Source organism: Clostridium formicaceticum (genome assembly GCF_001854185.1).
Lineage (GTDB): Bacteria > Bacillota > Clostridia > Peptostreptococcales > Natronincolaceae > Andreesenella > Andreesenella formicacetica.
On the sequence record NZ_CP017603.1, the window covers coordinates 1,874,805 to 1,888,717 of the forward strand.

12 protein-coding genes and 1 other annotated feature are annotated in these 13,913 nt (G+C 35.0%); of the genes, 8 read left to right on the forward strand and 4 right to left on the reverse strand.

Annotated elements, in window-relative coordinates; all coding sequences use genetic code 11:
* Positions 1-136: 136 nt before the first annotated feature.
* From BJL90_RS08530 to clpX, 4 genes are all read left to right on the forward strand, one after another.
* A complete protein-coding gene (locus BJL90_RS08530; RefSeq protein ID WP_070966573.1) occupies positions 137-1,126 on the forward strand; it encodes a LacI family DNA-binding transcriptional regulator in 990 nt (329 codons plus the stop codon).
* A 313-nt stretch (positions 1,127-1,439) separates the two neighbouring features.
* The gene (gene tig / locus BJL90_RS08535) at positions 1,440-2,729 is read left to right on the forward strand and encodes a trigger factor (RefSeq protein WP_070966576.1); all 1,290 of its coding nucleotides are present in this window, start codon (positions 1,440-1,442) and stop codon (positions 2,727-2,729) included.
* Positions 2,730-2,755: 26 nt separating this feature from the next.
* Positions 2,756-3,340, forward strand: a complete 585-nt coding sequence (gene clpP, locus BJL90_RS08540; RefSeq protein WP_070966579.1) for an ATP-dependent Clp endopeptidase proteolytic subunit ClpP — start codon at positions 2,756-2,758, stop codon at positions 3,338-3,340.
* A gap of 24 nt (positions 3,341-3,364) precedes the next feature.
* A complete protein-coding gene (gene clpX / locus BJL90_RS08545; RefSeq protein ID WP_070966581.1) occupies positions 3,365-4,639 on the forward strand; it encodes an ATP-dependent Clp protease ATP-binding subunit ClpX in 1,275 nt (424 codons plus the stop codon).
* A gap of 38 nt (positions 4,640-4,677) precedes the next feature.
* Here clpX and BJL90_RS08550 read toward each other — a convergent pair whose 3' ends face one another.
* Together BJL90_RS08550 and BJL90_RS08555 are read right to left on the reverse strand one after the other, a co-directional pair.
* Positions 4,678-5,202 carry a chromate transporter gene (locus tag BJL90_RS08550; protein ID WP_070966584.1) on the reverse strand — a complete coding sequence of 175 codons (525 nt, stop codon included), beginning with the start codon at positions 5,200-5,202 and terminating at the stop codon, positions 4,678-4,680.
* Positions 5,189-5,737 (reverse strand): chromate transporter, encoded by a 549-nt coding sequence (locus BJL90_RS08555; RefSeq protein ID WP_070966587.1) that lies wholly within the window; start codon positions 5,735-5,737, stop codon positions 5,189-5,191. Before BJL90_RS08555 ends, BJL90_RS08550 begins: the two co-directional genes overlap by 14 nt.
* A 203-nt stretch (positions 5,738-5,940) precedes the next feature.
* Here BJL90_RS08555 and lonB point away from each other — a divergent pair, with 203 nt between their 5' ends.
* The 3 genes from lonB (at position 5,941) to yihA (ending at position 10,718) form a co-directional block, all read left to right on the forward strand.
* Positions 5,941-7,626: an ATP-dependent protease LonB gene (gene lonB, locus BJL90_RS08560; RefSeq protein WP_070966589.1), complete on the forward strand. Its 1,686-nt coding sequence runs from the start codon at positions 5,941-5,943 to the stop codon at positions 7,624-7,626.
* 127 nt (positions 7,627-7,753) lie between these two features.
* Positions 7,754-10,105, forward strand: coding sequence for an endopeptidase La (lon, locus tag BJL90_RS08565; protein ID WP_070966592.1), 2,352 nt, complete (start codon positions 7,754-7,756; stop codon positions 10,103-10,105).
* Positions 10,095-10,718: a ribosome biogenesis GTP-binding protein YihA/YsxC gene (yihA, locus tag BJL90_RS08570; RefSeq protein WP_070966594.1), complete on the forward strand. Its 624-nt coding sequence runs from the start codon at positions 10,095-10,097 to the stop codon at positions 10,716-10,718. The genes lon and yihA overlap by 11 nt, the downstream gene beginning before the upstream one ends.
* Before the next feature lie 4 nt (positions 10,719-10,722).
* Here yihA and BJL90_RS08575 read toward each other — a convergent pair whose 3' ends face one another.
* Together BJL90_RS08575 and rd are read right to left on the reverse strand one after the other, a co-directional pair.
* Positions 10,723-11,790, reverse strand: a complete 1,068-nt coding sequence (locus tag BJL90_RS08575; protein WP_070966597.1) for a hypothetical protein — start codon at positions 11,788-11,790, stop codon at positions 10,723-10,725.
* 112 nt (positions 11,791-11,902) lie between these two features.
* Positions 11,903-12,064 (reverse strand): rubredoxin, encoded by a 162-nt coding sequence (gene rd, locus BJL90_RS08580; RefSeq protein WP_070966599.1) that lies wholly within the window; start codon positions 12,062-12,064, stop codon positions 11,903-11,905.
* 344 nt (positions 12,065-12,408) lie between these two features.
* Positions 12,409-12,611 (forward strand) — a binding site (T-box leader).
* A 55-nt stretch (positions 12,612-12,666) separates the two neighbouring features.
* On the opposite strand from rd, the gene BJL90_RS08585 reads away from it, so the two are divergent.
* Positions 12,667-13,905 carry a glutamate-5-semialdehyde dehydrogenase gene (locus tag BJL90_RS08585; protein ID WP_070966602.1) on the forward strand — a complete coding sequence of 413 codons (1,239 nt, stop codon included), beginning with the start codon at positions 12,667-12,669 and terminating at the stop codon, positions 13,903-13,905.
* Positions 13,906-13,913 lie beyond the last annotated feature (8 nt).

Sequence of the window (13,913 nt, forward strand, 5' to 3'; positions counted from 1 at the left end):
TCTAAAATTTATAAAAAAAGATATTTTTATTAAGAGGAATTTAAGTAATTTTTAGAGAAATAAACAATAATAATATATAAATCGATAGTAATTTGTCAAAAGATAAAATGATGTAAGCATAAGGAGTGAGAAGCTAATGAAATTTAATATAAAGGACGTAGCAAAAAAGGCAGGTGTATCTATTTCGACTGTATCAAGGGTGGTAAACAATAGTAAAGCAGTACGACCTAAAACCCGGGATAAAGTCATGAATGCAATAGAAGAATTGGGCTATAAACCAAATGCTATTGCTAGGAGTCTTAAAGTGAAAAATACTAAAACTATTGGCATTATGATTCCAGACATATCTAACCAGTTCTTTCCAGAAGTGGTTAGAGGGGTAGAAGATGTTGCTAATATGTACGAATATAACATTTTTTTATGCAATACAGACTTAGATCAGGAAAAGGAAATACAGTACTTTGATGTTTTAGAGGAGAAGCAGGTAGACGGTATTATTTTTATGGGGAATATTATTGCAGAAGAGTTGGGAAAGAGATTCAAAACCTGCGATATCCCTATTGTATTAATTGGTACTGACTACGAGGACATTCCTTCTGTTACCATTGATAATATACAGGCCAGTAAAGATGTAGTAAAATATTTGGTGAAAAGGGGTCATGAAAAAATTGCCATGATTACTGGTAAGGCTTATGATTCTGGAAACGGTATGGCTAGAAAAAAAGGATATATAGAGGGATTACAACAAGCTGGCTTAGAATATGATGAGGCTTTTGTGGTTGAGGGTGGATATCGTTTCAAAAGTGGCTACGAAGGAGCAAAAAAGCTATTAAAGCTCAAAAATAGGCCTACAGCTATTTTTGTAGCCAGTGATGAAATGGCCATCGGGGCTATGCGTGCAGCTCTTGAAGAGGATATCGTGATTCCAGATGAATTAGCAATTGTAGGTTTTGATAATATTGATATGGCAGGAAAGGTATACCCTTCTTTATCTACGATAGCACAGCCTATGTATGAGATGGGGGCTATAGGGATGAGGGTGCTAACCAAAATATTGCATGACGAGATATTAGATAACAAGAAAGTCGTGCTAAATTATAGCTTTGTTGAAAGAGAGAGCAGCTAAGTTTTTTAGTAGAGTAAAAAATTCTTTTTTAAAATAAAAGAAAACTTCGAAATAAATGAAAAAATAATTAAAAATGTAGAATAAAAAAAGGTTAATTATGTTGACAATAATAATTAAATTAGATAGTATTAAAATGGTAAGTAAATTAGTATGTTTTAAACATCCAATGAATGATTATGGATGTTTTTTTTAACATAATAACTTTTGATTTCAACCAATTTACTTAATATTTGTTCTTAAAACTGAATAACATAATAACATAATGGTATAAATGATAATATATCCTAAAATTAAATACAGAGGAGGACCATCAATGAGTTCAGAAATAATCAAAAGAGAAGATAATAAGGTAACGCTGAAGGTTGCGGTAGGTGCTGAGAAGTTTGAAGAAGGAATTAACAAAGCCTATAATAAGATGAGATCAAGATTTAATATTCCAGGTTTTAGAAAGGGAAAAGCTCCAAGAAGAATTATTGAGCTAAATTATGGAGCTGAAGTTTTCTATGAGGAAGCTATCAATATTACTTTTCCTGAAGCCTATGATGAAGCTATAGAAGAGCATAAAATTCATCCAGTAGATCGTCCCTCAATAGATGACATTGAAGAAATTGAAAAAGGTAAGGACGTAGTACTTACAGTAAGTGTTGAAGTGATGCCAGAGGTAGTCGTAGAAAATTATAAAGGTATAGAAGTAGAGAAAAAAGAGTATAATGTACAGGAAGAGGATCTTGAGAAAGAAATAGATGCTTTGGTTGAAAAAAATGCTAGAATGGTTACAGTAGAAAATCGTCCTGTTAAGGAAGGTGACATGGTAATCATTGATTATAAAGGCATGATGGATGGCGTGGCTTTTGAAGGAGGAACTGCAGAAAAACAAAACCTGACAATTGGTTCTGGACAATTTATTCAAGGTTTTGAAGAACAACTTATAGGTGCAAATATAGGTGATGAGGTAGAAGTGAAGGTTACTTTTCCAGAGGAATATCACAGTAAAGAGTTGGCAGGAAAAGACGCGGTATTTGAAGTGAAAATCCATGAAATTAAAGAAAAAGAACTTCCTAAAGTAGATGATGAGTTTGCTAAAGATGTATCTGAATTTGATACATTAGAGGAATTAAAAGCGGATACGAAGAAAAAACTAGAAGAACAAGCAAAAAATAGAACAGAGCAGGAATTGAGAAATAGTGTAGTAGAAGCTGTTGTTGAGAAAGTAGAAATTAATCTACCAGGTGCAGTTGTAGTAAGACAAGTTGCTTCTATGCTAAGAGATTTTGAATATTCTTTAAGTTATCAAGGATTAGACCTTGAATACTACTACAATATTACAGGTACAACAGAAGAAGACTTAAAGAATCAAATGAAGGCAGATGCAGAGAAAAGAGTAAAGACACAAGTAGTACTGGACAAAATCAGTCAACTTGAAGGTATTGAGGCTACAGAAGACGAGGTAAATCAAGAAATTGAAAAGATGGCAGAACAATACAAACAAGAAGTTGATAAAGTAAAAGAAAGATTAAGAGAAGAAGACATAGCAAGTATCAAAGATAATATCGTAGTAAGAAAAACTATCGACTTCTTAGTAGAGAATGCTAAAGTAGCATAAAGATAAATTTTGGGAGGAGATAGCTTATGGCATTAGTACCAGTTGTTGTTGAGCAAACAAATCGAGGAGAAAGGTCTTATGATATTTATTCAAGACTTTTAAAAGATAGAATTATTCTATTAAATGATGAAGTAAATGATGTAACAGCAGGATTGATTGTAGCACAATTAATCTTTTTGGAAGCTGAAGATCCAGATAAAGATATTCAATTATATATCAATAGCCCAGGAGGGTCTATTACAGCAGGAATGGCTATATATGATACGATGAACTATATTAAACCAGATGTTTCTACCATCTGTATTGGTATGGCTGCCAGTATGGGAGCTTTTCTACTAACAGCTGGAAAACAAGGCAAAAGATATGCACTACCCAATGCAGAAATTATGATTCATCAACCCCTAGGAGGAACCCGCGGTCAGGCAGAGGACATTCGTATTCATGCGGAAAGAATTCTGAAGACAAGAGATACTATAAATGATATATTAGCGGAAAGAACAGGACAGCCATTAGATCGTATTAAAAAAGATACCGATAGAGACTTCTTTATGTCTGCCTCTGAGGCGAAGGAGTATGGTATTATTGATGAAGTGATTACCGCAAGAAAATAATTGCGGATTAAGCGAGGTGTAAAGATGTCTAGATTTGAGGATAAAAAGCAATTAAAATGCTCCTTTTGTGGTAAGTCTCAGGATCAAGTAAGGAGGCTGATTGCTGGTCCTAATGTATATATTTGTGATGAATGTATAGAGTTATGCCAGGAAATTATACAAGAAGAATTTGACGAAAATCTTGACGTTGACTTAGTGGATTTACCTAAGCCACAAGAGATTAAGGCTATATTAGATCAATACGTCATAGGCCAGGAAAAAGCTAAAAAGGCTTTAGCGGTAGCTGTATATAATCATTACAAAAGAGTCAATATGGATGTTAAAAGCGAAGATGTTGAGCTGCAAAAAAGTAACATTGTTATGTTAGGACCTACAGGTTCCGGAAAGACATTATTAGCTCAAACCTTAGCAAAGCTTTTAAATGTTCCTTTTGCTATTGCAGATGCTACTTCTTTAACAGAAGCTGGATATGTAGGAGAAGATGTAGAAAATATTTTATTAAAACTGATCCAATCAGCTGATTATGATATAGAAAAAGCAGAAAAGGGTATCATCTATATTGATGAAGTAGATAAGATAGCCAAAAAATCAGAAAATCCTTCTATCACCCGTGATGTAAGCGGAGAAGGTGTACAACAGGCTTTATTGAAGATATTAGAGGGAACAGTAGCAAGCGTACCACCTCAAGGGGGAAGAAAACATCCTCATCAAGAATTTATACAAATAGATACAACGAATATTTTATTTATTTGTGGTGGAGCATTTGACGGTATAGATAAAATTATCCAAAAACGTACTGGAAAAAACTCTATGGGGTTTGGTGCAGAGATTGCGAGTAAACAGAAAATTGATATAGGTGCTTTACTACAACAGATTCAACCTGAGGACTTATTAAAGTATGGTCTGATTCCCGAATTCGTAGGTAGATTACCAGTAGTAGTTACCTTAGACCAATTGGATGAAGCTGCTTTAATTCAAATTTTAACAGAGCCTAAAAACGCCTTAGTAAAACAGTATAAGCGATTATTTGAAATCGAAGATGTTAATCTAGATTTTGAAACAGATGCTTTAGAACTTATTGCTAAGAGAGCTATTGAAAGAAAAACTGGTGCTAGAGGACTTCGAGGTATTATGGAAGGTCTTATGATGGATATTATGTATGATATCCCTTCCAGAGATGATATTGATAAAATTGTTATCACAAAGGATACAGTAACGAAGGGTGAAGACCCAACGATTATGTTAAAAAGTCCTAATGCAACAAAGGGAAAAAAGAAACCAAAGGAATCAGCATCCTAAGATAAAAAACTAAGTCATCATGATGACTTAGTTTTTTTTTACAGAGAATAAAAAACAATTCCTAGTACACCTGATAATAGAATAACGCCTATGGGATGTAGTTTAGATTTGTATAAAATCATAAAGACAATCAAAGAAATCACAAAGCTTCGAAAATCAATAATAGAAGTTTGAAAAAGAGCTACGCAGGCGGCGGCAATTAAGCCGATAACGGCAGGACGTATTCCGCCAAAAATTCCTTCAACAAAAGGAGAACCTTTGTACTGAATGATTAGACGAGCCAATATAGTGACAAGAAAAAAAGATACTAAAACAACCCCTAGTGTAGCAAGTACAGCTCCCTTAACGTCAAATAGTCTAAAGCCTATAAAGGTAGCAGTATTAATAGATATAGGCCCAGGGGACATTTCAGAAATAGCAATGATATCTACAAATTCTGTTGATGTAAGCCATCCATGGATATTGACTACCTCCTTTTCAATCAAAGGAAGCATGGCATAGCCACCACCGAAACTAAAAGCACCGATTTTTAAAAAAGTGATAAATAATCTAATGAGTTCCACGCTTTCCCTCCTTTTTTTTATGTAATAGCCCTGCAGCAGCACAAGAAATAATAACGAAAATAGGATGGATTTTCAACAGAACAATACCCATAAAAGAAAATACCATTATTATGATATTAAAGTTCGTTTTAGAAACAGACTTAGATAATTTTAGTGCTGCCATAAGGATTAAAGCTACAATAGCTGGACGGACACCTTGAAAAAACAATTGTATAGTATTGATGTGTTTAATCTTATCATAAAAAATAGCTAATACGATGATGACTGTTAAGGAAGGTAGTACTGTGCCAATCAATGTAAATATTGCTCCTAAAAAACCTTTTACTTTGTAACCCACAAAAACTGCAGTATTTACAGCAATGGGTCCTGGTAAACTTTGAGCAACTGCGATAATATCCAAAAACTCATCTTCTCTAATAAGATTGTGTTTTTCTACAATTTCTTTTTCCATAATGGGGAGCATAGCATAGCCACCGCCAAAGGTAAAGGCACCAATGCGAAAAAAGATAGAAAATAACTGCAAATAATCTTTCATACTAGTGTGCACCTCCATGTAAAAATTTAAAAAGAGTATAATTGAATAAAATATAAAAGGATACTTCTTTTAGTATAACATAAATTAGAAAATTCATTGAAATAAATTACCTATTGTTGCTTATAATAACAGTTTTTCCTAAAGGATAATTACGATTCCTATGTACATACTAAAGCTATAAGATAATGAAAGGAGGTCATCTTTTGTCTAACATCTTTTTTTTAGTGCAGTTCTTTTTTGCCATTGTGATTGGACTTTACTTTTTAGGACTTTTAAAAAATCAGCAAGGTAATAAGTCTGCCATAGAAAAGGAATCAAAAAAAGAAATGGAAAAACTTAGGGAGTTGAGAGAAAGTGCATTAACAGTACCCCTAGCAGAACATACAAGACCTTCTTGTTTTCATGATATTATTGGTCAAGAAGATGGATTAAAAGCACTAAAGGCAGCTTTATGCAGTCCTAATCCCCAACATGTTATTATTTACGGTCCTCCAGGAGTAGGAAAGACAGCAGCTGCTAGAGTGATTTTAGAAGAAGCTAAAAAGACCGAACTGTCACCCTTTAACGAAAAATCTAAGTTTGTGGAAATGGACGCCACTACCTTGCGTTTCGATGATAGAGGAATTGCAGATCCCTTAATGGGCTCAGTTCATGACCCCATATATCAAGGTGCAGGACCATTAGGTCAGGCTGGTATCCCACAGCCAAAACCTGGTGCTGTTACGAAAGCCCATGGAGGGATTTTGTTTTTAGATGAAATTGGAGAGTTACACCCAGTACAAATGAATAAACTTTTAAAGGTTTTAGAGGATAGAAAAGTTCATTTAGAAAGTGCATATTACCATGCTGAGGATGAAAATGTTCCCAAGCATATTCACGAAATTTTTCAAAATGGGCTACCAGCAGACTTTAGATTAGTAGGAGCTACAACAAAGGCTCCCGGAGATTTACCGCCAGCCCTAAGATCTAGGTGTGTAGAAATCTATTTCTGTCCCTTAACGCCAGAACAAATAGGAATCATCGTAAAAAATGCCTGTAAAAAAAGTAAATTTGAAATAGAAGAAAGAGCCATCGAAGAAATAAAAAAATATGCCAACAATGGTAGAGAGGCTGTTAATATTATTCAAATCACAGGAGGTTTGGCCCTCACAGAGGGAAGAAAAAAAATAACCCTTCAAGATATTCAGTGGGTAGTAGAAAGTGGTCATTATAGTCCAAGGCCATCTAAAAAAATAGGAAAAGAGCCTGTAGTAGGATTTGTGAATGGATTAGCTGTGTATGGACCTAATATAGGTATGGTGATAGAAATCGAGGTGTCTGCCATCAAACTACCGACAAAAGGTCAGGGCCGACTCATTGTTACGGGTATCATTGATAGAGAAGAAACAAATGCCCCAGGACGAAGTTTACACAGAAGGAGTACTGCTTCAGATTCTGTAGATAATGTATTGACAGTAATTAAGAAATTTTTCAAAGTAGACCCTAAAGATTATGACATTCATGTAAACTTTCCAGGAGGGATTCCTATAGATGGTCCCTCTGCAGGGATTACCATGGTAACTGCTATCTATTCTGCCATCAGCAATCAGCCGGTAGATAATTATTTAGCTATGACAGGAGAAATATCTATAAGAGGAGCAGTTAAGGCAGTAGGTGGAATTACAACAAAAATAGAAGCAGCTAAAGAAGCAGGATGTACGCGGGTACTTATTCCAAAGGATAATTATCAAGAACGATTTAAGGAATTAAGTATAGAAGTGATTCCTGTAGAGCATATCGAAGAAGTAATTGCCTTTGCTATGAAAGTAAAAGATTTTAGAGAGAAAACATCTTCACCTGCTGAGACAATAGATTTTGCCGCTGCATTAGGCAACAAAGATAAAAAGTAGTCTTAGACTACTTTTTTCACGCTATGTTTGATATAATAGTGGAAATTAGGGTAAAATATTGAAAAAAGTAGCATGAAGATATATAATAATAATCAACTGTGCCATTATAATAAAAGGAGTAGATAATATGGTAGAAAAAGAAACCTCTATTTCAACGCGTACAATTCCTTTGATTCCTTTGAGGGGATTAAACGTCTTCCCATATATGGTGATACACTTCGATGTAGGTAGAGAGCGATCTATTAATGCATTAGAGGAAGCCATGGTAAATGACCAATTAGTTTTTCTAGTTGCTCAGAAGGAAGCTGAAGTTAATGCCCCTACTCTTGAGGACCTCTATGAAGTCGGTACGATTGCAAAAATCAAGCAAATGTTAAAATTACCTGGGGATACCATAAGAGTACTGGTGGAGGGAATTTCTAGAGGAAAGATTGTTGATGTACTACAAGAAACACCGTATTTTCAAGTAGAAATAGAAGAGAAAACCTATAAAAGTGAAATGAAAGTAGATAGTGAGACAGAAGCGTTGATGCGTAGTGTGGTAGACTCCTTTGAGGAGTATGTAGAAGTGAGCAATAAAATTTCTTCAGAAATTCTTATTACCATAGCAGAAATAGAAATGCCTGGAAGACTGGCGGATACCATTGCCTCAAATATTTTTATTAAGCCAGCACAAAAACAAGAAATCCTAGAAGCATTTGACCCTCTTGAAAGACTAGAGACTCTTTATAAGATTTTGCTAGAAGAAATTGAAATCTTAGAGATAGAGAAAAAGATCAATAATCGTGTGAAAAAACAAATTAATAAGGTACAAAAAGAATACTACCTGCGAGAGCAGCTAAAGGCAATACAAAAAGAGCTGGGAGAAGATGAGGGGATTGTAGAGGAAGTAGCTGAATATAAGGAGAAACTTAATAAATTAAAGTTTCCTAAAGATATTCATGAAAAAATTGATAGAGAAATTGATCGACTGTTAAAATTATCACCTGCTTCAGCAGAGACAGGAGTAATTCGCAATTACATAGACTGGGCTTTAAATCTTCCTTGGACAAAGGAAACCAAAGATAAGTTGGAACTCAAGAAGTCAGCTGAAATTTTAGATGAAGACCACTATGGTTTGACAAAAGTAAAGGAAAGAATTTTAGAATATTTAGCGATACGTCAACTGGCAAAATCCATGAAGGGACCTGTTTTATGTTTAGTAGGTCCTCCAGGCGTAGGAAAAACATCTATTGCAAAGTCTATTGCTCGATCTCTTAACAGAAAGTTTGTCAGAATGTCTTTAGGGGGAGTAAGGGATGAAGCAGAAATAAGAGGACATAGAAGAACCTATGTAGGTGCTATTCCTGGTAGAATTATTTCTTCTATTCGTCAAGCAGGAACAAAGAATCCGCTATTTTTATTAGATGAAATTGATAAGCTAGCCAGTGATTTTAGGGGAGACCCTGCATCCGCTCTTTTAGAGGTGTTGGATCCAGAGCAAAATCATGATTTTACAGATCATTTTATGGAGATGCCCTTTAATCTTTCAAAAGTGATGTTTATAACAACTGCAAATACTTTAGATACCATACCAAGACCATTATTGGATCGTATGGAGGTCATTAGAATTGCAGGTTATACAGAGGAAGAAAAGTTAAATATTGCTTCTAGATATTTATTGCCTAAACAAATCAAGGAGCACGGTTTGAAATCAGAAATGCTGAAGGTGTCTGAAAAAGCTTTAAGGGACATTATTAATTATTATACGAGAGAAGCTGGAGTAAGAAATTTAGAAAGACAAATAGCCAATTTATGTCGAAAAGTAGCAAAAAGAGTGGTAGAAGAGAAATTAAAGATGATTCGTATTTCACCTGCTAATCTAGCAAAATATTTAGGGAAGCCAATTTATCGCTATGAAATGGCTAATCAAAAAGACGAGGTGGGAATGGTAAGAGGCTTGGCGTGGACAATGGTAGGTGGAGATACATTATCTATTGAAGTAACACCTATGAAGGGCAATGGTAAATTAGTATTAACAGGCCAATTGGGAGATGTCATGAAGGAATCTGCTAGAGCAGGTATTAGTTATATTCGATCAAGGGAAGAAGCATTGAAGATCGATCCAGAATTTCATAATAATTTGGATATTCATATTCATATTCCTGAAGGAGCTACACCGAAGGATGGCCCTTCTGCCGGTATTACTATGGCTACTGCGGTAATTTCTGCCCTGACAAATACACCAGTCTATAAAGATGTTGCTATGACAGGAGAAATTACCCTAAGAGGTCGGGTGCTGCCAGTAGGAGGTATTAAAGAAAAGGTATTAGCTGCCAATAGAGCAGGTATCAGGAAAGTGTTGTTACCTGTGGAGAACAAAAGAGATTTAGAGGAAATTCCAGAAAATGTAAAGAAAAAAATGGAATTTGTCTTTGTAGATCATATGGATGAAGTACTGGAGCATGCTTTAAAAAGGAGCGTAAAAAATGAAGATTAAAACCTCTGACTTTGTTACCAGTGCGGTGGCTCCCAGTCAGTATCCTGAAGGCTTATTACCGGAAATTGCATTGGTAGGTAGATCTAATGTTGGAAAATCCTCCACCATTAATACCATGTTAGGGAGAAAAAAATTGGCCAGGATAAGTGCTACACCAGGAAAAACACGAACCATCAATTTTTTTATGATTAATCAGGAATTTTACCTAGTAGATTTGCCGGGATATGGTTATGCAAAAGTATCAAAAACAGAAAAAGCATCTTGGGGCAAAACCATGGAGACTTACTTAGCCAATAGACAGAACCTTCAAGAAGTAATTTTGTTAGTAGATATAAGGCATGAGCCTACCAATGATGACAAAATGATGTATGATTGGTTAAAGCACTTTGGTTATGGCAGCATAGTAATTGCCACTAAACTTGATAAAATTTCTAAGTCCCAGCTGCAAAAACATCTTAAAATTATTCGACAAAAACTACAAATGGAGAAGGAAGATCATATTTTGCCGATATCTTCTTTGAAAAAGCAAGGCGTGGAGGAAGTTTGGAATCGTATTGAGACGTTATTTATAGAAAGGCAGTTACCTATTACGATAGAAGAAGCTCCAAAGTAATAAATTACTTTGGAGCTTCTAATTCTCTTGTCCTCACCGCAGTGTAAGTATGTTGTTTTTTATAAACATAATAGCTAGTTATGATGAAGGAAAGAACACCTAATCCTACAATGATTTCAATCATTTTGTTGGGAAAGCTTTTGTTGTTATTAGGCGAATAAATTCTATAGATTGTAGAATCATCAATAAATTCTTCTGATGTTACTTTTAATCTATAGGTGCCAGAGGGTAAGGCGTTAGGGATCGTTAATGACAACCTAGATACATTTTTATCAATTTTTCCTGATACCATGATAGAAGGATTGAAAGAAGATCCATATTGTGTTACAAGTTCTACTGTAATAGGTGTGGCCTCCTTAGCACCAGAAGTATTGATTTTTACCACTAAACGCTGCAAACTATTTGTTATATCAAGGTCATTCAAAACTGTGATGTTTTTAATTTTGATGTTATCTACATCTTCATCAACAGTAATAGCATCGACGGTATCAACAGTTTCTGAAGAAGTTACTTCTGTGTGGTCGGTGTTCCTATAGTCAGGATGCTCCTCCAGACCATCAACAGATTCTGCAGATAAAGAGGGGGCTGTATTATTTTGGGTTTGCGATGAACTATTCAAAGTGTTTGCAGGTTTGAGTTGATGATCCTCTGTTTTCACTGGATTTACGCCTAAGTCTATATCCGGTGAATTCTCTAGAGTATTACTGTCCTCCACTATTGTATTTTCTACATAAGGTGACTCCAAAATGACAGGTTCTTCTAAAGGGATTTTGTTAACAGATTGTTGTTCATATAAATGTAGCGTTGTAGAACCTATCAACTTGCTTAGAGGATTTACATGGCTGAATTCATTGATAATTATAGTAGATAGACTCACCTTATAGAGGGTTAAGGGGTCTATCTCTAAATCAGCATTGTTATCAATAGCTTCTGCTTCCTCCACAAGGATTTCGGGTGCATCTGCCTCCAGGTCATCTGTATTTACGATACTTTCTCCATAGATGATAGGTGTGAATAGTATCATGTAGATTACCATAAGGATAGTGAAAAAAGTTACCGTATAATTTTTCATAGGTTTTTATTCCTACCTCCTTTTCTTTTGTAATAAAGTTATCGTATCACAGATTACAAAAAAAAAATGTAAGTTATTGTAGCATACAACAACTTACATTTTTTAACAAATTTTACTCTTCTGGTTCGAACATATCCTTACCAACCCCACAGATAGGACAAACCCAATCATCAGGAATATCCTCGAAGGCTGTTCCAGCTGCAACACCTGAATCTGGATCTCCTACCTCAGGATCATAAACATAACCACATGGTGTACATACGTATTTTTTCATATTTGTATATCTCCTCTCTTAATGTTTTTCAAAATAATATATTTTATGTATTTACAATAGCATTATACCCGTTTTAAAAAATATTAAACAAAAAAATAAATATAAAATGAGACTTAATTCAAGGGGGCTACGCCACTGAATTTTAACTGAATTTACTTTGAAGATGTAGTGTTTGATCGTCCACTCTAAGAAGCGGGTGTCTTAGCAATACATCAAAGATAAAAATAATCTAGATATTTCCTTAGGGAGAGCGTTGACATCCTGAGAAATTTTATATATAATCATTTATAAATTATAACAAAGTCATTGGATGGATAAAATTTCACTTCATAGATATAATATAGATAAATGCTAAGAAGGAGCATAGTAAAAGGGTGATGTTTTATAGAGAGTAGGATATTGGTGGAAGTCCTATAAACTAACCTTTTGAACCCTCTCCGGAGCTTATGATGATAAAGTCATTACGGTGGTGATCACGTTACGATTGCAGAAAGTGAGCTAGTTCAGCTAATTAGGGTGGTACCGCGGGTAAACTCTCGTCCCTTTCAGGGAATGAGGGTTTTTTTTTATTGTCAAAATACTTTCAAAGGAGTGGTAAGATCATGAATTTCGTTGAACAATGTAAAACATTAAAAAAAGCAGCTCAGGTTTTAGTCAGTATAGATACAAAGTCAAAAAATGAAGCGTTACGACAAGTGGCCATCAGCTTAAATCAACATACAGATTATATTTTACAGGAAAATGCTAAAGACATCGAAAATGCCAAAAAGAATGGGATGAAGGAAAGTCTTATTGACCGTTTGCGGCTAACCAAAGATAGAATACAAGGAATGGTGGACAGTATTGCTACCATCATTGATTTGAAGGATCCAGTATGGAAAAGTAACGATGTATGGACTTTGGAAAATGGTTTAACCATTAGTAAAATGACAGTGCCTATAGGGGTAATTGGTATCATTTATGAATCAAGACCTAATGTAACAGTAGATGCTTTTTCTTTAACTTTGAAGAGTGGAAATTGTATTCTGCTAAGGGGAAGTTCTACTTCTATTCATTCCAATAGAGCATTAGTATATGCTATTAAAGAAGGATTAAAAAACAGTGATGTATCTCAAGAGGTGATCGGGTTTGTTGATGATACAGATCGAGGCATTGTCAAGGAAATGTTAACCTTAAATGAATATATTGACTTAATTATTCCTAGAGGTGGTAAGGATTTAATTGATTTTGTCGTAAAAAATGCTACGGTACCTACGATAGAGACGGGTGTAGGAAATTGCCATATCTTTGTAGACGAAGATACTGACTTAGAAAAAGCTATCGATATTATCGAAAATGCTAAAGTACAGCGTCCAGGGGTTTGTAATGCTTGTGAAACCTTATTGGTGCATGAAAAAGTTGCTGAGGTGTTGTTACCTAAGTTATATGACCGTATAGGAAGCAAGGTAGAAATTCGTGGCTGTGCAGCAGTACAAAAATGGATAGATGTAAAGAAGGCAACGGATGAAGACTGGGCAGAAGAATATTTAGATTATATTTTAGCAGTAAAATTGGTAAAAGATATAGATGAGGCTATTGAACATATTAACCAGTATGGCACGAAACATTCAGAGGCAATTTTGACAGAAAATTTTACTCATGCCAACACCTTCTTAAGACAAGTGGATGCTGCTGCGGTCTACGTCAACGCTTCTACTAGATTTACAGACGGAGGAGAATTTGGTTTTGGAGGAGAAATGGGTATTAGCACCCAGAAAATGCATGCTAGAGGGCCTATGGGATTAAATGAGCTGGTAACAGTAAAGTATACCATTGTGGGTAATGGACAAATTAGAGGATAGAGGGATGA